Origin of the sequence: Streptomyces sp. NPDC048269, assembly GCF_040652395.1 — a bacterium.
Taxonomy (GTDB): Bacteria; Actinomycetota; Actinomycetes; order Streptomycetales; family Streptomycetaceae; genus Streptomyces.
Map to the genome: position 1 here is coordinate 46,177 of NZ_JBEZLW010000014.1, position 18,875 is coordinate 65,051.

An 18,875-nucleotide genomic window follows, 5' to 3' on the forward strand; every position below is an offset into this window, starting at 1 on the left:
CCGGACCCCGCGTCTCAATCGCCGGCGAGGCTCACATTGCCCTCCGGGCAATCCAGCCGTGGGAGGCCAGCCCCACCGACCCGTGAGGCGCACCCACCCGGCCTCGCCAGGCACAGTCCAGCCCTGCCGGCGTGTGAGGCGCCGGGGGTCCCCCGGACGGAGTCTGGGGGGAGGTCCGGGGGCCCTGCCGGGGGCAGGGCCCCCGGCAGCGGCGCCGCACGGGCGTCACCGGGCTCGGTTCAGGGCCTGAAGGGCTGCGCGCAGGAGTTGCGGGACGGGGGCGGAGCCACCGGCGGCAATGGCGGCCTCGGCCTGCGGCGTCACCGCCGAGACGGCCTCGTCCGCCTCCCGGGACGCATAGCCGAGCCCGATCAGCGCGGCCGAGAGCTGCTCCGACCACGGGGCGGGCCCCGATGCCACGACCCGCTGGGCTCCCACCAGGCCACTGGACCCCAGCGGAGCCCCCAGCTTGTCCTTCAGCTCCAGCAGGAGTTTCTGCGCGCCCTTCTTTCCGATGCCCGGCACGGCCATCAGCGCCTTCTCGTCCCCCGTGGACACGGCCAGCCGCAGCGCGTCCGGCCTGTGCACCCCGAGCATCGCCTGCGCCAGCCTCGGCCCGACCCCGCTCGCGGTCTGCAGCAGTTCGAAGACCTGCCGCTCGTCGTCGTCGGCGAAGCCGTACAGCGTGAGCGAGTCCTCCCGTACGACCAGGGAGGTGGCCAGCCGGGCCTGTTCGCCGATCCGCAGGCCGGAAACGGTGTTCGGCGTGCACTGCACGGCCATGCCCACTCCCCCGACCTCGATCACGGCCAGGGTGGGGGCGAGCGCGGCGACCGGGCCGCTGACGAAGGCGATCATCGGGTACGGCCTTTCGAGGCGTGCAGGGCGACCGCCTGCTGGAGGCGGTTCTGGGCGGGGGCCCGCCAGATGTGACAGATGGCCAGGGCCAGCGCATCGGCGGCGTCGGCCGGCTTCGGCGGTGCGTCCAGCCGGAGCAGCCGCGTCACCATGGCTCCGACCTGGGTCTTGTCGGCCCGGCCGCTGCCGGTGACGGCGGCCTTGACCTCACTCGGCGTGTGCAGGGCGACGGGTATACCGCGCCGGGCGGCGCACAGCATGGCGACGGCGCTCGCCTGGGCGGTGCCCATCACGGTCCTGACGTTGTGCTGGCTGAACACCCGCTCCACCGCGACGACTTCGGGTCGGTGGGCGTCGAGCCATTCCTCGATGCCCTGCTCGATGGCGACGAGCCGGCGGCCCAACTCGGCCTCCGCGGGCGTCCGTACGACCCCCACACCGAGCATGGTCAGGGGACGCCCGGCGACACCCTCGACGACGCCGACACCGCACCGCGTCAGCCCCGGGTCCACACCGAGAACTCGCACCCTGCCCCCTGCCGTTCGACTGTATGTCCGTGCAGGCTATCCGGCCCCACTGACATCGGCGCAAAGCGACGGCGGGCCGCCGGGGTGTGTCCCCGTCGGCCCGCCGTTCGAAAGGTGAGCGGTCAGGCGCCGGTCAGGCGTCGACCTTCTCCATGACCTCGTCCGAGACGTCGAAGTTGGCGAAGACGTTCTGCACGTCGTCGCTGTCCTCCAGCGCGTCGATCAGCTTGAAGATCTTGCGCGCGCCCTCTTCGTCCAGCTCGACCTGCATCGAGGGGACGAAGCTGGCCTCGGCCGAGTCGTAGTCGATGCCGGCGTCCTGGAGCGCGGTACGGACCGCGACCAGGTCGGTGGCCTCGCTGATGATCTCGAACGTGTCGCCGTTGTCGTTGACCTCTTCGGCACCGGCCTCGAGCACAGCGCCGAGCACGTCGTCCTCGGACAGTTCACCCTTGGGCAGGATGATGACGCCCTTGCGGTTGAACAGGTACGAGACCGAGCCCGGGTCGGCCATCGAGCCGCCGTTGCGGGTCATGGCCACCCGTACGTCGGACGCGGCGCGGTTGCGGTTGTCGGTGAGGCACTCGATGAGCACCGCGACACCGTTCGGGCCGTAGCCCTCGTACATGATCGTCTCGTAGTCGGCGCCGCCGGCCTCGAGACCACCGCCGCGCTTGACCGCGGAGTCGATGTTCTTGTTCGGGACCGAGCTCTTCTTGGCCTTCTGAACGGCGTCGAAGAGCGTCGGGTTGCCGTCGATGTCGGCGCCGCCCATACGGGCCGCGACCTCGATGTTCTTGATCAGCTTCGCGAAGAGCTTGCCGCGCTTGGCATCGATCACGGCCTTCTTGTGCTTCGTCGTAGCCCATTTAGAGTGGCCGGACATCCGCCTGTCTCCTTCGCGTAACCAACAGTGTTCGTCTCCGATCCTACCGGGACCTGATTACAGCCCGGCGCGCACCATGTCGACGAAGTACGCGTGGACTCGGTCGTCGCCGGTCAGTTCGGGGTGGAACGAGGTGGCGAGGACGTTGCCCTGGCGCACGGCGACCGTGTGGCCGTCGTACGTGGCCAGCACCTCGGCGGCGCCGCCGACGGACTCGACCCACGGCGCGCGGATGAAGACGCCCTCGACGGGCCCGTCCGCGATGCCCGCGAAGTCGATCTTCGCCTCGAAAGATTCGTTCTGACGACCGAAGGCGTTACGGCGGACGATCATGTCGATGCCGCCCAGCGTCTCCTGGTCCTCACGGCCGTCCAGCAGCTTGTCGGCCAGCATGATCATGCCGGCGCAGGTGCCGTAGACGGGCATGCCGGCGCGCACGCGCTCGCGCAGCGGCTCCAGCATGCCGAACAGCACGGCGAGCTTCGACATGGTCGTGGACTCGCCGCCGGGGATCACCAGGGCGTCGACCTCGGCGAGCTCCTCGGGACGCCGGACCGGCCTGGCCACGGCGTCCGCCGCGGCCAGGGCGATCAGGTGCTCCCGTACGTCGCCCTGGAGAGCCAGGACACCGATCACGGGGGTGTTGGTCATGACCGACTACCAGCCGCGGTTGGCGTAGCGCTCGGCCTCGGGGAGGGTGTCGCAGTTGATGCCGACCATGGCCTCGCCCAGGTTGCGGGAGGCGTCCGCGATGATCTTCGGGTCGTCGTAGAAGGTGGTGGCCTTCACGATGGCGGCGGCGCGCTTGGCCGGGTCGCCGGACTTGAAGATGCCGGAGCCGACGAAGACGCCCTCGGCGCCGAGCTGGCGCATCAGGGCGGCGTCGGCCGGAGTGGCGACGCCACCGGCGGAGAACAGCACGACCGGGAGCTTGCCGAGCTCGGCGACCTCCTTGACGAGCTCGTACGGGGCGCGCAGCTCCTTGGCGGCGGCGTACAGCTCGTTGTTGTCGAAGCCGCGCAGCTTGGCGATCTCGTTCTTGATCTGGCGCAGGTGGCGGACGGCCTCGACGACGTTGCCGGTGCCGGCCTCACCCTTGGAGCGGATCATGGCCGCGCCCTCGGCGATGCGGCGCAGGGCCTCGCCCAGGTTGGTGGCGCCACAGACGAAGGGGGTGGTGAACGCCCACTTGTCGGAGTGGTTGACCTCGTCGGCCGGGGTCAGGACCTCGGACTCGTCGATGTAGTCGACGCCGAGGGACTGCAGGACCTGGGCCTCGACGAAGTGCCCGATGCGGGACTTGGCCATGACGGGGATCGAGACGGCCTCGATGATCTCTTCGATCATGTTCGGGTCGGACATGCGGGCGACCCCGCCGTCCTTGCGGATGTCGGCCGGAACCCGCTCCAGGGCCATGACGGCGACGGCGCCGGCGTCCTCGGCGATCTTCGCCTGCTCGGCGTTGACCACGTCCATGATCACGCCGCCCTTGAGCTGCTCGGCCATGCCGCGCTTGACGCGCGAGGTGCCGATGGCCGACTCAGCGGACTGGGGGGAGGTGGGAAGCGTGCTCACGGATTGACCTCACTCGAAGGGAACTCGAACGGAAGACGGGACCTACGGGACTACCTGGCCGAGGAAACCCCACCGATCAGTCCACTACAAGGGCCAATGTGGAGCCTGTGGCCTCTTCACTTGTCCCCTGCGGCCCTACCCGGTGTCTATACAGGCCGCTCCGCGAGATCCGCCGGAGGCTCGTCGTCCATTTCGAAGGCGAGCGGGAAGGGGGCGTGCCCGGCCAGCCGGAACCAGCGGACCTTGCGGTGCCTGCGCAGGGCGCGGGCGGCCCGTACGGAGTCGTTGTGGAACCGCCGCGCCATGGGCACCCGGCGCACGGCCGCCGCCAGGTCCTCGGTGGCCTCGGCCCCGCCCGGAGCAGCCTTCAGCACCTCGACCTGGTCGGCGTCGGCGAAGACCGCCCGCAGCGCCTGGCTGAGCTCGCTCTCGGCGACCTCCCGGTGCTCCTCCTCGGCCTGCCGGGCGGCGTGCGCGGCCTCGTACAGCACCAGGGAGGACGCGGGGTCGAGGACCCCGGAGGTGGCCACCTCCAGCACCACGGAGGCCCGCCGCACCAGCTGCGCGTCGAGCGCGGCCCGCGCGGCGTCCATCCGCGAGTGCAGCCGGTCCAGCCGGCCCGCGGTCCAGCTCAGGTAGACCCCGATGACACCGAGGGCCAGGGCAATCCAGACAAGTGTTTCGATCACGGGCCGCGACTTTACCGGCCTGTCAGGAGGACGGGTCCTTCGAGAAGCCGAGGCGGGTGCGCAGCGGGACGCGTTCGTCCGTGGCGACCGCCGCCGCGCCGTCCGTCACCGTCTCGTAGACCGCCAGGATGTCCGCACCGACCGTGGACCAGTCGAAGCGCCGCACGTGCGCCGCGCCGCGGGCGCTGAGCTCCGCCCGGCGGGCCGGGTCCCGCAGCAGGGCGATCGCCCCGGCCGCGAGAGCGTCCGGGTTCTCGTTCGTGAAGAGGTCGCCGGCGCCGCCCTGGTCCAGGACCTGCGCGAAGGCGTCCAGATCCGACGCCAGGACCGCCGCGCCCGCCGACAGGGCCTCGACGAGGATGATGCCGAAGCTCTCGCCGCCCGTGTTCGGGGCGACGTACACGTCGACGCTGCGCAGCAGCCGCGCCTTGTCCTCGTCGGAGACCATGCCCAGGAACTCCACCCGGGAGCGCAGCTCCGCGGGCAGCGTGGCCACGGCCTCCTCCTCGTCACCGCGGCCCGCCACGAGCAGCCGTACGTCCGGGCAGGCCTCCACGATCTTCGGGAAGGCCGCCATCAGCACCGGCAGGCCCTTGCGCGGCTCGTCGATGCGGCCGATGAAGCCGAGGGTCTGGCCGCTCCACGAGGGATTCGGCTCGGCCTTGGCGAAGAAGTCCACGTCGACACCGTTCGGGATCACGACCGCGTCCCCGCCCAGGTGCTCCACCAGCGTGCGCCGCGCGTACTCGCTCACCGCGATCCGCGCGCTGATCTTCTCCAGGGCCGGCTGGAGGATCGGGTACGCCGCGATCATCGCCCGCGACCGCGGATTGGAGGTGTGGAAGGTCGCCACGATCGGCCCCTGCGCCGCCCAGCAGGACAGCAGCCCCAGCGAGGGCGAGGCCGGCTCGTGGATGTGGATCACGTCGAAGGTGCCGTCGTGCAGCCAGCGCCGCACGCGGGCCGCCGACAGGAAGCCGAAGTTCAGCCGGGCCACCGAACCGTTGTACGGCACCGGCACCGCCCGGCCGGCCGAGACCACGTACGGCGGGAGCGGGGTCTCGTCGTCCGCCGGGGCCAGCACCGACACCTCGTGGCCGAGCCGGATCAGGTGCTCCGCCAGGTCCCGGATGTGGAACTGGACGCCGCCGGGCACGTCCCACGAGTACGGGCACACGATGCCGATCTTCACTACGGCCGCTCCTCGAGGTCGTCCAGCCACAGTCGCTGCAGCATGTGCCAGTCCTCCGGGTGCTCGGCGATGCCCCAGGCGAAGGCGTCCGCCACGGCCTGCGTCATGGCGGCGGTCTTCTCGGTCCGGGTCCCGGTCTTCGGCACCTCCACCTCGGGGTGGATCCGGCCGTACATCTTCGGCGTGGCTCCGTAGTGCAGGGTGGCCGGGAGCAGGACCGCGCCCGTCTGCTGGGCCAGCAGCGCGGGCCCGGCCGGCATGCGCGCCGTGGAGCCGAAGAAGTCCACCTCCACCCCGGAGGCCGACAGGTCCCGGTCCGCGACCAGGCAGACCAGGCCGCCGGAGCGGAGGCGGCGGGCGAGGGTGCCGAAGGCGGCGCCGCCACTGTGCGGCAGGACCTCCATGCCCAGGCTCTCCCGGTAGGCCACGAAGCGGTCGTAGAGGGACTCGGGCTTGAGCCGCTCGGCGACCGTGGTGAACGGGACTCCGATGTGGCCGATGGCCCAGGCCCCGGCGAGGTCCCAGTTGGCCAGGTGCGGCAGGGCGACGACGACACCCCGCCCCGAGGCGAGGGCCTCGCGCAGGAGGTGCTCGTCCTTGAACTCCACGTCCGTGCTGAACCGCTCCGGGTCCATGGTCGGCAGCCGGAAGGACTCCATCCAGTACCGCATGTACGAGCGCATGCCCGCCTGCGACAGCTCCCGCAGCCGTTCCGGGCCCGCGTCGGGCACCACGCGCGCCAGGTTCGACTCCAGCCGCAGCACGCTCTTGCCCCGCCGCTTCCACGCGAAGTCCGCTATCCGGCGGCCGAGGGCCACCGCGGCCGGCTCGGGCAGCTTCTTGACCCCGGCCCAGCCGAGCCCGTACAGCCCGTCGACCAGCTTGTCCTGCGCCGCGCCCATCAGCCCGCGCCGCCCTCGGCCGGGGCGGCGGAACCGGCGGCGTCGGCCTCGGCCGACTCACGACGTACGGTGACCACCCGCTGGATCAGCGTGACGAGCGAGCCCGCCGCGACGACCCACAGCCCGACCGGCAGCAGCACGCCGATCCAGGACGGCACCCCGAAGGTCTGCAGCCCGGACAGACCGGCCGCGACCAGCGAGATCACCAGCCGCTCGGCCCGCTCGATGAGCCCGTTGACGGCCACCGGGAGTCCGATCGACTCGCCGCGTGCCTTGGTGTACGACACCACCTGGCCGCTGGCCAGGCAGAAGATGGCGACGGCGCACAGCGCGTTGTCGTTGCCGGAGCCCGCGTACCAGAGCGCGAGTCCGCCGAAGATCGCCGCGTCCGCCACCCGGTCGAGGGTGGAATCGAGGAACGCGCCCCACCGGCTGGAGACGCCGGCCTGGCGGGCCATGTTCCCGTCCACGAGGTCGGAGAAGACGAAGAGGGTGATGGTGATCGTGCCCCAGAAGAATTCCCCCCGGGGGAAGAAGACCAGCGCTCCCGCCACCACTCCGGCCGTGCCGATCAGGGTGACCGCGTCCGGGCTCACCCCCCGCCGGAGCAGAAAAGCGGCGAATGGCGTGAGAACACGCGTGAAGAATGCACGCGCGTACTTGTTCAGCATGGCCTTCCCGGAGGGTCGCTGGGCCGCACGGCCACCACGGCCACCGGCTGGCCCATCGTAGCCAGCACGCCGCCCCCCGGACGCCGCGCACCCACCGGTTCGCGCCACGTAAGACGTACTTCACGTCACTGACCTCCTCCGGCACCCCCCGGGTACGACGTATGGACGCCGTGTGACACCAGTGCAAAGCTCGAAGAGCCCCGTTTCTTCCTCCGTCACCACCGGGAGGCACGAGCATCATGGGAGCCACATCACACCAAGCCGGAGCCGCCGGCAGGGCACTGACGGCCGACCGCCCCTCTTCCGTACGGAACGTCGTGCTGGTCGGCCACAGCGGATCCGGCAAGACCACGCTGGTCGAAGCCCTCGCACTGACCGCCGGAGCGGTCAACCGGGCCGGACGGGTCGAGGACGGCGCGACCGTCTCCGACTACGACGAGATCGAGCACCGGCGACAACGCTCCGTCCAGCTGTCCCTCGTCCCCGTCGAATGGGGCGGAATCAAGATCAATATCCTGGACACCCCCGGATACGCCGACTTCGTCGGAGAACTCAGGGCCGGTCTGCGCGCCGCGGACGCGGCCCTTTTCGTCGTCTCCGCCTCGGACGGGATCGACGGAGCCACCCGCATGGTCTGGGACGAGTGCGAGGCCGTCGGCATGCCCCGCGCCATCGTCGTCACGCACCTGGAGGCCGCCCGCGCCGACTATGCCCAGATGGCCGACGTCTGCGGCGAGATATTCGGCGCCGACGACCCCGACGCGGTCATCCCGCTCTACCTCCCCCTGCACGGCCCCGCCGGCCCCGACGGGCACGCCCCCGTCACCGGCCTGCTCGGCCTGCTCTCCCAGCGCGTGTACGACTACGCCTCCGGCGAGCGCACCGAACGCGACCCCGACCCCGCCGAGCTCGCCCTCATCTCCGGCGCCCGGTCCCGCCTCATCGAGGGGATCATCGCCGAGAGCGAGGACGAGAGCCTCATGGACCGCTACCTCGGCGGCGAGGACATCGACGTCAAGACCCTGGTCGACGACCTGGAGCGGGCCGTCGCCCGCGGTACCTTCCACCCCGTCCTGATGGCCGCCCCGGCCGCCGAGGGCGCCAAACAGGGCCTCGGCACCGCGGAACTCCTCGAACTGATCACCGGCGGCTTCCCCACCCCCCTGGAACGCGGCCCCGTCACGGTCACCGCCCCCGACGGCGCGGACCGCCCCGCCGTCACCTGCGACCCCGACGGCCCCCTCGTCGCCGAGGTCGTCAAGACCTCCTCCGACCCGTACGTCGGCCGCGTCTCCCTCGTGCGCGTCTTCTCCGGCACCCTCCGCCCCGAGCAGACCGTCCACGTCAGCGGGCACGGCCTCACCGACCGCGGTCACGAGGACCACGACGTCGACGAGCGGATCGGCACCCTCACCTCCCCCTTCGGCAAACAGCAGCGCGCCCTGGACCGGTGCATCGCGGGCGACCTCGCCTGCGTGGCCAGACTCAGCCGCGCCGAGACCGGCGACACCCTCTCCGCCAAGGAAGACCCGCTCCTCATGGAGCCCTGGGCCATGCCCGACCCCCTGCTCCCCCTCGCCATCGAGGCCCACAGCAAGGCCGACGAGGACAAGCTCTCCCAGGGCCTGGCCCGACTCGTCGCCGAGGACCCCACCATGCGGCTGGAGCAGAACCCGCACACCCACCAGGTCGTCCTGTGGTGCCTCGGCGAGGCCCACCAGGACGTCGCCCTGGAGCGGCTGCGCACCCGCTACGGCGTCCAGGTCGACGCCGTGCCCCACAAGGTGAGCCTGCGCGAGACCTTCGGCGCCAAGGCGGCGGGCCGTGGCCGCCACGTCAAACAGTCCGGCGGCCACGGCCAGTTCGCGATCTGCGAGATCGAGGTCGAGCCGCTCCCGCCCGGCAGCGGCATCGAGTTCGTCGACAAGGTCGTCGGCGGCGCCGTGCCCCGCCAGTTCATCCCGTCCGTGGAGAAGGGCGTACGCACGCAGGCCGCGCGCGGGGTCTCGGCCGGCTATCCCCTGGTCGACGTGCGCATCACCCTCCTCGACGGCAAGGCGCACTCGGTGGACTCCTCCGACGCCGCCTTCCAGACCGCCGGGGCACTGGCCCTGCGCGAGGCGGCCACCGAGGCCCGCATCGAGCTCCTCGAACCGGTCGCGGAACTCGCCGTCATCATCCCCGACGAGTACGTCGGCCCCGTCATGAGCGACCTGGCCGGCCGCCGCGGCCGCGTCGTCGGCACCGAACAGGCGGGCGCCGGGCGCACCCGGGTCCGCGCCGAGATCCCCGAGATCGAAATCGGCCGGTACGCCGTCGAGCTGCGCTCCGTCTCACACGGCACGGGCCGCTTCGCCCGGGCGTACGCCCGCCACGAGCCCATGCCACCGCAGGTTGCGGACAAGGTGCGTGAACAGGCTGAGAAGGGAACGTAACTGACATAGCGTCGGGAGGCGCCGCCCACCCAACCAGCTTGCGGTGGGCGGCATTTCCCTGTCCCATGACCATGGGGCGAGTTGCGTCGATAGGCTCATCGGCGCACAAAGAGCACGAACGCGCAGCGATGGGGGCAGCGGTGGCGGACGACGGATTCGACTTCAGGCCCGGAGCACAGATCCCGCTCCAGGGCGGCGGGGGGCAGACGGCGGCGACCAACGCCCTCGCCTCGGCGGCGTACCGCGACGGCGGCAAGGACACCAAGCTGGAGGCGATACTCGGCGCCAACAGCGAGAACCACCCCGCCACGGTCAAAGCCGGCAAGCTCTCCCTCTTCGAGCCCAACCTCGGCGAGGCCTTCTGCCGCGCCGTCGAGGCCCGCACCCTCGGCTCCGGCCGCAAGCCGCTCATCCAGTCCTTCGGCGCCGACCCCCAGACCGTCGTCGAGCACTGCCTGGCCGCCTCCCGCATCCGCAAGGAGCGCGACGGCAAGCTCCGCCTGATCATGCTCGTCTGCGGCGTGCTGTTCCTGCCCGGGCTGCTGCTGTGGCTGGGCCTGTTCCAGCTCCGCAAGAGCCTGGCCTCCGGCGAGAAGAAGACCGCGTCCTGGATCGGCACCGCGCTCCTGGTCGGCATCGCGCTCGTGGTGGCCGTCCTGATGTTCAAGCTGCCGTTCACGGGCTTCTTCGGCCTCTACCTGCGCGGCATGATCATCGCCCCGGCCCTGGGGTGGCTGCTCGCCCGCCGGCTGTGCGAGGCCACCGCCGCCGACATGCGCGCCCGCTGGGACGGGCTGCTGGCCGGTGACGGCATCGGCGCCAAGATTCCCGAGGCCGTGCCGGGCAACCCCGACGAGAAGGCCCGCGAGGACCTGCGCCACCAGCTCGCCAAACTGACCGCGGAGGACCGGAGCAACCACGTCTTCTACGCGGGCCCCAAGGGCATCCTCGGCATGGGCACCCGCTGGGGCAGCTGGCAGATGGCCGAGGAACTCGCGCCCAGGACCGAGGGCGCCGACATCCACCCCTTCCGCAGCTGGGACGTCATACGCGCGATCGACACCGAGCTCCGCAAGCTGGAACGCGGCCCCCTGCACACCGGCGGATTCCCGACGGCCGCCATCCAGCACTGGGTGGTCACCCCGATCGGCGAGGGCGCCGCCGAGGTGGCCCGCCCCACCGGCGAGAACACCGACAACTTCCTGATCAAGCCGCACGAGATCACCCGGATCTGCAACGAGCAGCAGTTCAGCGCCGGCAACCGGCACTACCTGGGCATCCAGTACCCGCTCTGGGACGGCCAGCTCGTCATCAACATGCTGGTCACCGTCACCGTGCTCTACAAGACGCTGCGCGTGGACGTCACCGCCCACGCCCTGGGCCCCGTACACGCACTGTTCACCACGAAGTCCGCGGCCCCGGTGGTGGAGGTGCCCAAGAGCATCCGCTTCTGGGAGACCGTGGAGCGCCGGCTGCCGCTGGTGACCGCCGAAGAGGTGGTACGCCTCGCCGTACGGGCCCCGCTGAGCTGGTTCCCGCCGATCCTCGACTTCCTCGGCGGCAAGCTGGTCCTGCCCGAGCCCTTCGGCCTGCGGCACGTGTGGGCCGGATCTATGTGGCGCCACCGCTTCATGGCGGACGACGCGCTGCGCACCGTGGCACCGGTCCTGCGGGCGGTGCACGCCGCCACCTTCAGGGTGCTGGAGGAGAACGGCGTCGACACCGACAAGTTCACCAACCGCTCCTCGATCATGAGCGGCCTGATCCAGGAGCCGGCGCCGCGCAAGGCGGACGTGTACGACGCGTAGGTAGGCTGAAGTCGGCAGGGCTGCCCGCGAGGGCCGAGGAGGGACGATGACCGAGCGCAAACCGCCTGGCGTGGACATCGAGTCCTGGGTGGACCGGCAGATCAGGGAGGCCGCCGACCGTGGCGACTTCGAGAACCTGCCGGGCTGGGGCAAGCCGCTGGCCTCGCTCGACGCCCCGTACGACGAGATGTGGTGGATCAAGCAGAAGATGCACCGCGAGGGCTTCTCCGCCCTGCCCCCGTCGCTCGCGCTGCGCAAGGAGGCCGAGGACGCGATGGAGGCGGTCCGCGCGGCCCGCTCCGAGCGCCAGGTTCGTGCCCTCCTCGCGGAGATCAACGAGAAGATCCGCGCGGCCCTGCGCATGCCGCCTCAGGGCCCGCCCCTGGGCCTCACCGAGTACGACGTCGAGGACGTGGTCAGGACGTGGCGGGAGACCCGCCCGTCCTAGGTGTGCCGTCCGGTCAGCCGTTGGGCCAGGCGTCGGCGAGCATCTGGCGGGTGTCCGCGAGGAGTTGGGGCAGCACCTTGGTGTGGCCGACGACCGGCATGAAGTTGGTGTCCCCGCCCCAGCGGGGCACGATGTGCTGGTGCAGGTGCGCGGCGATGCCGGCCCCGGCGGCCGCGCCCTGGTTCATCCCGATGTTGAAACCGTGCGCCCCGGACGCCTTGCGCAGCGCGACCATGGCCCGCTTGGTGAGATCGGCGAGCTCGGCCGTCTCGGGCCCGTCGAGCTCGGTGTAATCGGCGACGTGCCGGTACGGGACGACCATCAGGTGGCCGCCGTTGTAAGGGTAGAGGTTCAGCACGGCGTAGACGTGCTTGCCGCGGGCCACGACCAGGCCGTCCTCGTCGGACATCTCCGGAATCCCGCAGAAGGGACAGCCGTCCCCGGCCTCCGGGCCGGTCGGCTTGTTCTCCCCCTGGATGTAGGCCATCCGGTGGGGCGTCCACAGACGCTGGAACGCGTCCTGCGTGCCCACACCGATCTGCTGCTCCGGCTCAATCGTCATGGCATGCAGCATATGACCTCGTCCGCGCGGACGAGGAAGGCCCCCGGAAAGTGATCACCTTCCGGGGGCTCCCCGTGCTGCCTCGGCTCGGATCAGACCTGGACGCGGTCCGCGACGACCTTGGCCAGCTTGGCCAGCGCCTCGTCCTTCGCGATGCCGTTCTCCTGGGAACCGTCGCGGTAACGGAAGGAGACCGTGCCCGCGGCCATGTCCTCGTCACCGACGATGATCATGAAGGGAACCTTGAGCTTCTGGTGGTTGCGGATCTTCTTCTGCATCCGGTCGGAGGAGGCGTCCACCTCGACCCGCAGGCCCTTCTTCTTCGCCTCGGCGGCGAACTCCTGCAGGTACTCGACGTGCCCGTCGCCGATCGGGATGCCGACGGCCTGGACCGGGGCCAGCCACGGCGGCATGGCGCCCGCGTAGTGCTCCAGCAGCACGGCGAAGAACCGCTCGATCGAGCCGAACAGGGCGCGGTGGATCATGACCGGGCGCTGGCGCGAGCCGTCCGGGGCGGTGTACTCCAGGTTGAACCGCTCCGGCAGGTTGAAGTCCAGCTGGACGGTCGACATCTGCCAGGTACGGCCGATGGCGTCGCGCGCCTGCACGGAGATCTTCGGACCGTAGAAGGCCGCGCCGCCCGGGTCGGGGGTCAGCGGGAGGCCCTGCTTCTCGGCGACCTGCTGGAGGACCGCGGTGGCCTCCTCCCAGACCTCGTCCGAGCCGACGAACTTCTCCGGGTCCTTGGTCGACAGCTCCAGGTAGAAGTCGGTCAGACCGTAGTCGCGCAGCAGGTTCAGCACGAAGGTCAGGGTGCGGTCGAGCTCCTCCGCCATCTGCTCACGGGTGCAGTAGATGTGCGCGTCGTCCTGGGTGAAGCCCCGGGCGCGGGTCAGGCCGTGCACGACGCCGGACTTCTCGTACCGGTACACGGTGCCGAACTCGAACAGGCGCAGCGGCAGCTCGCGGTAGGAGCGCCCGCGCGCGTCGAAGATCAGGTTGTGCATCGGGCAGTTCATGGGCTTGAGGTAGTAGTCGGTACCACCGTCGAGCTGCATGGGGGGGTACATGCCCTCCGCGTACCAGTCCAGGTGGCCGCTCTTCTCGAAGAGGGCGCCCTTGGTGGCGTGCGGGGAGTAGACGAACTCGTAGCCCTCCTCCTCGTGCCGGCGGCGCGAGTAGTCCTCCATGGTCCGGCGGATGATGCCGCCGCGCGGGTGGAAGACGGCGAGGCCGGAGCCGATCTCGTCCGGGATGGAGAAGAGGTCCAGCTCGTTGCCGAGCTTGCGGTGGTCGCGCTTCTCGGCCTCGGCGAGGAAGTCGAGGTGCGCCTTCAGCTCCTCCTTCGACGGCCACGCGGTGCCGTAGATGCGCTGGAGCATCGGGTTCTTCTCGCTGCCGCGCCAGTAGGCGGCCGCGTTGCGCATGAGCTTGAAGGCCGGGATGTTGCGGGTGGTGGGCAGGTGGGGACCGCGGCAGAGGTCCTTCCAGCACAGCTCGCCGGTCTTCGCGTCGAGGTTGTCGTAAATGGTCAGCTCGCCGCCGCCCACCTCGACGTTCGCACCGTCGTCGGTGGACGCGGAACCCTTGATACCGATGAGCTCCAGCTTGTACGGCTCGTCGGCGAGCTCCTCGCGGGCCGCCTCGTCGGTGACCACGCGGCGGGCGAACTTCTGCCCGCGCTTCTGGATCTCCTGCATCTTCTTCTCGATGGCCTTGAGGTCATCGGGGGTGAAGGGCTTGGCGACGTCGAAGTCGTAGTAGAAACCGTTCTGGACCGGCGGGCCGATGCCGAGCTTGGCCTCGGGGAAGAGCTCCTGCACGGCCTGCGCCATGACGTGCGCGGTCGAGTGGCGCAGGATGTTCAGGCCGTCCTCGGAGGAGATCTCCACCGGCTCGACGGTCTCGCCGTCCTTCACCTCGTACGCGAGGTCCTTCAGCTCGCCCGCGATGCGCGCGGCGACGATGGTGCGCTCGCCGGCGAAGAGCTCGGCCGCCGTAGTGCCCGTGGCCACCACGCGCTCGTCCCGCTCGGAATCGCGTTGGATGATCACACGGACGTCTGACACCGGTCTCTCCTGACTCAGGGGGTGCGCGAGCGAACACTGCGCGCCTGAATCGTACCGAGCGGAATGGCCGCGCCGCTAAACGGTTCCCGTGGCCCGGCCCTGGTAGCAGACACCGGTAGCGTGGGCGCGGCCACCGACTCCCCCGGAGGGACCGCATGCCGAGCCCGCAGATCCGCCCGCTGGACCTGGCCGACGACGCCACCGCTGCCGCGGTGCACCGGATCGGGCGGGCCGCGTACGCGGTCGAGGCGGAGCTGATCGGCTTCCACGGCATCCCTGCACTGGGCGAGAGCCTCCCGCAGATGCGGGCGCAGGCCCTGAACTGGGTCGGCGCCGTCTCCGAGGGCGGGGAGCTCGCCGGTTTCCTCGCCTGGGAGCAGGAGACCGGCGGCGGCGTGTGCATCGACCGGCTGTGCGTGGCCCCGGCCTGGTTCCGCCGCGGCGTCGCCTCCCTGCTGCTGCGCCACGCCTTGACCGAGCTCTTCCCGGGCCGCCCGGTCGAGGTCACGACAGGCGCGGCCAACGCCCCCGCCGTGGCCTTGTACGAACGCCTGGGATTCACCCGCGGCCCGGACTTCTCCCCCGCCCCGGGCCTGCGCATGGCGTCGTTCGGCGTCCGTTCCGGCTCCGGCGCCTCCCGCTGAGGGCTGTCCCGTAATCCCCGGCGGGCGCACGACGCCGGCTACGGCACCTCGCTGCGTTGTCGGAACGCCCGAATACACCCAGTACCGGGGCGCCCCTCCGCGTTGCGATGCACCGCATCCGACGCCGTGCGCCGACCCACCGGGGATTACGGGACAGCCCTCAGTCGTCGCCCGGCAGCACGTCCTCCGGGTCGAAGGACCCGTCCAGCGACTTCATCAGGCGGTCCCGCTCCACCTCGTCCAGCGGGACCGGCGTCACCTCCGTGACGTCGGTGAGCCGGCGGAAGCCGCCACGCCGCTGCAGTCGCCCGCTGACCCGGACCGGCAGGCCGACCAGGTGCGCGTGCCCCGCCACCCGGTACGCCTCCTCGTCGAGCACGGCGCGGACGTACGGGATCTCCGCCCCGGCCAGGACGCGTACCCGGACCGTGCCCCCGCCCCCCGCCGCGGAGCGCCGCATCCGCACCACCGCCCCCGCGATCCGGACCGGCGCCGCCGGCTCGTCCCGGGTGTAGCGCGCCGCCGCCTCGCGGAGCACCGGCAGGTCCCCGGGCGAGAACTCCACCGGCTCCGGTCGCGCCGCGCACCCCGCCGGGACCCCCGCTGCGGGTGCCCAGGCCAGGGCGATCCGCGCCCCTTCCGAGCCCCGGACCAGCGCGATCAGCGCGTCGGCCAGCTCCCGGCTGACCCCGGCCTGCACCGCGGCGTCGAAGGCTTCCATACCGCCCGTGGCCCGCTGGTAGTCCACCGCCTCGCGGGCGGCGTGCAGCGCGTGGTGCAGCTGCGTCACCGTCCCCCGGCCCCCGTCCACGGGGACGTACGCGGTCAGCCGCCGCCCCCCGGGGGCGGGCCCCACCAGGATCCCGTCCAGTGCCCGTTCGGCCTGCGCCCGGTGCCGGGCCCCGTAGTACCCGGCCCTCGCGCGCGCCGCCAGGGCCCCGGCCAGCAGGAGCTGCCGGGCGGCCGAGCGCAGCCTTTCCTGGACCGTCCAGTCGGCCTCGCCCTGGATTCCGTACGCCCCCTCGGGGAACTCCCGCTCCCAGCGGACCTCGTCGCTCGGCACGCTGAGCCCGTACAGCACCTCCCGCGCCGACGGCACGGCGCTGCGGGAGAGCGCGGTCAGCGCCTCCTCCAGCAGGTCGGCGCAGTCGGGGAAGGCGCGGCTCTCGGGGACGAGCAGGCTCGTCCCGCCGCTGACGGCCGAGTGGTTGGCGGGCGGGGTCCAGCGCCCGTACCGTCCGACGGCCCCGCCGCGCCGCAGCCAGCCGTGCCGGCGCAGCAGCGCGCCGAGCACCGCCGGGTCGACCTGGGCGGGGTCGGGCGCTCCCGGGGCGAACTCCGGGGACGACAGTGGCTCGAGGTGCGGTGAGTGCCAGTTCATCAGGGTGTCCCTCCCGACCCGACCCGGGTCATGATCTCGCACAGCGCGCGGTCGTCGAAGATCCGCGTGGTCGGGATCCGTACGGTCGTCCGTCGCCGGCCGGTCACCGGGTGTCCGGCGAGATTGGTCCAGTAGCAGCAGTGCCGAAGGTCGAGCCGGTCGTGCCCGGCGGCGAGCCACTGGTCGCGCTCCCGCGGGACGAGCATCACGACGAGGATCTTGTGAACGGCGACCGGCGTGCGGGCCAGCTTCACCAGGTGCTCGTTGTCGAGGGTGAAGCCGAAGGTGGGCCCGGGCGGCCGCGGCGGTACCTGGTAGGTCGCCTTCAACTGCACCTTGATGGTGACCTCGTCGTCGACGACGTGCTCTGGGGCCCCGTGGCTGACGTGCCAGTCGATGCCGTTGTCCGGAAACGGCTGGGAGAGCGAGCAGCCGGCCGCGGCGGCGACGGCGTGCAGGTATCCCACCTGAAGGGTCTCCATGCAGGCGGTGGTGGCGAGCGTGCCGCGCAGCGGTCCGGTCCGCGCCTCGTCCGGCGTGCCGGTGCGCGGACCGATCTGCCCCGCCAGCACCCCGCCCGGTTCGGGCTGCGCGAGCGCCATGGCGGCTCCCCATGCCTTCCGGGCTCTGCCGTGGGTGGTGGGTGGGGTGACGACCGGTCATGTGTACGGCCCCCCATGGGTGTTGTCTCCGCACCCGGGTCCCCGCAAACGGCGTACGCGGCAAACAGCACGGGTATCACCGATGCGGGCGAAGGTGGCGGGTTCTTGAGGCAGCGGTGCCCGAGTGCGCCCCATCTGCCGACCGGGGACGAGGAGTTCGCCATGACACGCTGGTACGAGGGCCCGCTGGCCGCATTCGACACGGAGACCACCGGGGTGGACGTGGAGCAGGACCGGATCGTGTCCGCCGCGCTCATCGTGCAGGAATGTGCGGGCGGGCGGGTCCGCACCACACGCTGGCTGGTCAATCCCGGCATTCCGGTGCCCCCGGGTGCCACGGAAGTGCACGGCCTCACCGACGAGCACCTCCAGCGCCACGGGCGCTGGCCGGCGCCGGTGGTGGAGGAGATAGCCCGCGCGCTCGGTGAGCAGCAGGTGGCCGGCCGGCCGGTGGTGGTGATGAACGCGCCGTTCGATCTGACGCTGCTGGACCGGGAGTTGCGCCGCCACCGGGCGTCGTCGCTGGCGCGGTATCTGGACAACCGTCCGCTGACGGTGCTGGATCCGCGGGTGCTGGACAAGCATCTGGACCGGTACCGCAAGGGCCGCCGGACACTGACGGACCTGTGCGCCCACTACGGGATTGAGCTGGAGGGCGCGCATGACGCGGCGGCGGACGCGCAGGCGTCGCTGGAGCTCGTACGGGCGGTGGGGCGCCGGTTCGCGGCCCGGCTGGAGCGGCTGACGCCGGCCGAACTGCACACGCTGCAGCAGGTGTGGCACGCGGCACAGGCGCGGGGCCTGCAGGCGTGGTTCGCGCGCCAGGGGACGCCCGAGTCGGTGGATCCGCACTGGCCGCTGCGGCCGGACCTGTCGACGGCCGCGTGAATCACGGCCCTTGAATGCGGAAGGCCGGTCCGTCGTCAGACGGACCGGCCTGTCCCGGTGGGCGATACTGGGATCGAACCAGTGACCCCTTCGGTGTGAACGAAGTGCTCTCCCGCTGAGCTAATCGCCCGGGAACGCATCGAACAATACAGAAGCCTTGGGGTTGGTTCAAACCGCGTCCGGCGGGGCGGCCAGCCGGGCCGCGAGACCGCGTCGCCCGGCCCTCATCATGAGCGCGTGGTTGAGCCGGAACACGGGCCGCCCGGGCAGCGCGAAGCGCCGCATCAGGGGTCGGCGCACCTCGACCTCCTGCTCGTACAGCGCGCGGGTCCGGCCGCCGCCGGCCCCGCGGCGCGGGCGTACGGTCCACCGCGCCCAGCCGTCGAGGTCGCCGCCGAGGGACACCTCCAGGACTCCGCGGTCGGGGTCGCGCAGGAGCTCGGTGGCGGTGACGCGGAGCGCGTACGGCAGGACCGAGCGGACGGTCGCGGTGCCGGTGCGGTCGTCGACCGGTTCGACCCGGCGTATCTGGGGCCACCAGTGCGGGTACTCCCCCGGCCGTTCCAGCACGGCGAAGACGCGTGCGGGCGGGGCGTCGAGGTCCCACTCGCTCCGGAAGCGGTAACGGCTCCATCGGTCCCAGCGGCTGCGGTCCATGGATCCAGTCTGGCCCGCCGG

The 18,875-nt window shown here is 71.5% G+C and carries 19 protein-coding genes and 1 tRNA gene; 5 read left to right on the forward strand and 15 right to left on the reverse strand.

Features of this window, described 5'->3' with window-relative positions:
* Positions 1–225: 225 nt before the first annotated feature.
* The 9 genes from ruvA to pgsA form a co-directional block, all read right to left on the reverse strand.
* On the reverse strand, positions 226–858 hold the full coding sequence (ruvA, locus tag AB0D48_RS17885; RefSeq protein WP_362397112.1) for a Holliday junction branch migration protein RuvA: 633 nt from the start codon (positions 856–858) through the stop codon (positions 226–228).
* Complete coding sequence (ruvC, locus tag AB0D48_RS17890) at positions 855–1,385, reverse strand: crossover junction endodeoxyribonuclease RuvC (protein ID WP_362397115.1); 531 nt, start codon at positions 1,383–1,385, stop codon at positions 855–857. Before ruvC ends, ruvA begins: the two co-directional genes overlap by 4 nt.
* Before the next feature lie 133 nt (positions 1,386–1,518).
* Positions 1,519–2,271, reverse strand: coding sequence for a YebC/PmpR family DNA-binding transcriptional regulator (locus AB0D48_RS17895; RefSeq protein ID WP_328924747.1), 753 nt, complete (start codon positions 2,269–2,271; stop codon positions 1,519–1,521).
* Positions 2,272–2,328: 57 nt separating this feature from the next.
* Positions 2,329–2,922 (reverse strand): pyridoxal 5'-phosphate synthase glutaminase subunit PdxT, encoded by a 594-nt coding sequence (gene pdxT, locus AB0D48_RS17900; RefSeq protein ID WP_362397119.1) that lies wholly within the window; start codon positions 2,920–2,922, stop codon positions 2,329–2,331.
* Positions 2,923–2,928: 6 nt separating this feature from the next.
* Positions 2,929–3,846, reverse strand: a complete 918-nt coding sequence (gene pdxS, locus AB0D48_RS17905; protein ID WP_215018835.1) for a pyridoxal 5'-phosphate synthase lyase subunit PdxS — start codon at positions 3,844–3,846, stop codon at positions 2,929–2,931.
* Positions 3,847–3,992: 146 nt separating this feature from the next.
* On the reverse strand, positions 3,993–4,535 hold the full coding sequence (locus AB0D48_RS17910; RefSeq protein ID WP_362397122.1) for a hypothetical protein: 543 nt from the start codon (positions 4,533–4,535) through the stop codon (positions 3,993–3,995).
* A 22-nt stretch (positions 4,536–4,557) separates the two neighbouring features.
* Positions 4,558–5,727, reverse strand: a complete 1,170-nt coding sequence (locus AB0D48_RS17915) for a glycosyltransferase family 4 protein (RefSeq protein ID WP_362397125.1) — start codon at positions 5,725–5,727, stop codon at positions 4,558–4,560.
* A complete protein-coding gene (locus AB0D48_RS17920; RefSeq protein ID WP_362397128.1) occupies positions 5,727–6,629 on the reverse strand; it encodes a phosphatidylinositol mannoside acyltransferase in 903 nt (300 codons plus the stop codon). Before AB0D48_RS17920 ends, AB0D48_RS17915 begins: the two co-directional genes overlap by 1 nt.
* Positions 6,629–7,300: a phosphatidylinositol phosphate synthase gene (gene pgsA, locus AB0D48_RS17925; RefSeq protein WP_362397131.1), complete on the reverse strand. Its 672-nt coding sequence runs from the start codon at positions 7,298–7,300 to the stop codon at positions 6,629–6,631. Before pgsA ends, AB0D48_RS17920 begins: the two co-directional genes overlap by 1 nt.
* Positions 7,301–7,539: 239 nt before the next feature.
* Here pgsA and AB0D48_RS17930 point away from each other — a divergent pair, with 239 nt between their 5' ends.
* The 3 genes from AB0D48_RS17930 (at position 7,540) to AB0D48_RS17940 (ending at position 11,991) form a co-directional block, all read left to right on the forward strand.
* Positions 7,540–9,735, forward strand: a complete 2,196-nt coding sequence (locus AB0D48_RS17930; protein WP_362397134.1) for an elongation factor G-like protein EF-G2 — start codon at positions 7,540–7,542, stop codon at positions 9,733–9,735.
* Between the two features lie 140 nt (positions 9,736–9,875).
* Complete coding sequence (locus AB0D48_RS17935) at positions 9,876–11,543, forward strand: hypothetical protein (protein ID WP_362397137.1); 1,668 nt, start codon at positions 9,876–9,878, stop codon at positions 11,541–11,543.
* A 46-nt stretch (positions 11,544–11,589) separates the two neighbouring features.
* Positions 11,590–11,991, forward strand: a complete 402-nt coding sequence (locus AB0D48_RS17940) for a DUF1992 domain-containing protein (protein WP_362397140.1) — start codon at positions 11,590–11,592, stop codon at positions 11,989–11,991.
* Positions 11,992–12,004: 13 nt separating this feature from the next.
* On the opposite strand, the gene AB0D48_RS17945 is transcribed toward AB0D48_RS17940, so the two are convergent.
* Both AB0D48_RS17945 and thrS read right to left on the reverse strand, forming a co-directional pair.
* The gene (locus tag AB0D48_RS17945; RefSeq protein WP_362397143.1) at positions 12,005–12,565 is read right to left on the reverse strand and encodes an HIT domain-containing protein; all 561 of its coding nucleotides are present in this window, start codon (positions 12,563–12,565) and stop codon (positions 12,005–12,007) included.
* Between the two features lie 80 nt (positions 12,566–12,645).
* Positions 12,646–14,622: a threonine--tRNA ligase gene (gene thrS / locus AB0D48_RS17950; RefSeq protein WP_362397146.1), complete on the reverse strand. Its 1,977-nt coding sequence runs from the start codon at positions 14,620–14,622 to the stop codon at positions 12,646–12,648.
* A 155-nt stretch (positions 14,623–14,777) separates the two neighbouring features.
* On the opposite strand from thrS, the gene AB0D48_RS17955 reads away from it, so the two are divergent.
* A complete protein-coding gene (locus AB0D48_RS17955; RefSeq protein WP_362397149.1) occupies positions 14,778–15,266 on the forward strand; it encodes a GNAT family N-acetyltransferase in 489 nt (162 codons plus the stop codon).
* A gap of 160 nt (positions 15,267–15,426) precedes the next feature.
* On the opposite strand, the gene AB0D48_RS17960 is transcribed toward AB0D48_RS17955, so the two are convergent.
* Both AB0D48_RS17960 and AB0D48_RS17965 read right to left on the reverse strand, forming a co-directional pair.
* Positions 15,427–16,647 carry a hypothetical protein gene (locus AB0D48_RS17960; protein ID WP_362397152.1) on the reverse strand — a complete coding sequence of 407 codons (1,221 nt, stop codon included), beginning with the start codon at positions 16,645–16,647 and terminating at the stop codon, positions 15,427–15,429.
* Positions 16,647–17,249: a DUF4365 domain-containing protein gene (locus AB0D48_RS17965; protein ID WP_362397154.1), complete on the reverse strand. Its 603-nt coding sequence runs from the start codon at positions 17,247–17,249 to the stop codon at positions 16,647–16,649. Before AB0D48_RS17965 ends, AB0D48_RS17960 begins: the two co-directional genes overlap by 1 nt.
* 222 nt (positions 17,250–17,471) lie before the next feature.
* Here AB0D48_RS17965 and AB0D48_RS17970 point away from each other — a divergent pair, with 222 nt between their 5' ends.
* Positions 17,472–18,197 (forward strand): 3'-5' exonuclease, encoded by a 726-nt coding sequence (locus AB0D48_RS17970; RefSeq protein ID WP_362397157.1) that lies wholly within the window; start codon positions 17,472–17,474, stop codon positions 18,195–18,197.
* A gap of 58 nt (positions 18,198–18,255) precedes the next feature.
* Here the strand turns inward: AB0D48_RS17970 and AB0D48_RS17975 are convergent.
* Positions 18,256–18,327: transfer RNA gene (locus AB0D48_RS17975), tRNA-Val, on the reverse strand.
* Between the two features lie 38 nt (positions 18,328–18,365).
* The gene (locus tag AB0D48_RS17980; protein ID WP_362397160.1) at positions 18,366–18,854 is read right to left on the reverse strand and encodes an SRPBCC family protein; all 489 of its coding nucleotides are present in this window, start codon (positions 18,852–18,854) and stop codon (positions 18,366–18,368) included.
* Positions 18,855–18,875 lie beyond the last annotated feature (21 nt).

Coding starts and splice junctions, on each gene's coding strand:
- ruvA (WP_362397112.1), bottom strand. CDS start 858: ATGATCGCCTTCGTCAGCGGCCCGGTCGCCGCGCTCGCCCCCACCCTG.
- AB0D48_RS17895 (WP_328924747.1), bottom strand. CDS start 2,271: ATGTCCGGCCACTCTAAATGGGCTACGACGAAGCACAAGAAGGCCGTG.
- pdxT (WP_362397119.1), bottom strand. CDS start 2,922: ATGACCAACACCCCCGTGATCGGTGTCCTGGCTCTCCAGGGCGACGTA.
- AB0D48_RS17920 (WP_362397128.1), bottom strand. CDS start 6,629: ATGGGCGCGGCGCAGGACAAGCTGGTCGACGGGCTGTACGGGCTCGGC.
- pgsA (WP_362397131.1), bottom strand. CDS start 7,300: ATGCTGAACAAGTACGCGCGTGCATTCTTCACGCGTGTTCTCACGCCA.
- AB0D48_RS17930 (WP_362397134.1), top strand. CDS start 7,540: ATGGGAGCCACATCACACCAAGCCGGAGCCGCCGGCAGGGCACTGACG.
- AB0D48_RS17940 (WP_362397140.1), top strand. CDS start 11,590: ATGACCGAGCGCAAACCGCCTGGCGTGGACATCGAGTCCTGGGTGGAC.
- AB0D48_RS17945 (WP_362397143.1), bottom strand. CDS start 12,565: ATGCTGCATGCCATGACGATTGAGCCGGAGCAGCAGATCGGTGTGGGC.
- AB0D48_RS17955 (WP_362397149.1), top strand. CDS start 14,778: ATGCCGAGCCCGCAGATCCGCCCGCTGGACCTGGCCGACGACGCCACC.
- AB0D48_RS17960 (WP_362397152.1), bottom strand. CDS start 16,647: ATGAACTGGCACTCACCGCACCTCGAGCCACTGTCGTCCCCGGAGTTC.
- AB0D48_RS17965 (WP_362397154.1), bottom strand. CDS start 17,249: ATGGCGCTCGCGCAGCCCGAACCGGGCGGGGTGCTGGCGGGGCAGATC.
- AB0D48_RS17970 (WP_362397157.1), top strand. CDS start 17,472: ATGACACGCTGGTACGAGGGCCCGCTGGCCGCATTCGACACGGAGACC.
- AB0D48_RS17980 (WP_362397160.1), bottom strand. CDS start 18,854: ATGGACCGCAGCCGCTGGGACCGATGGAGCCGTTACCGCTTCCGGAGC.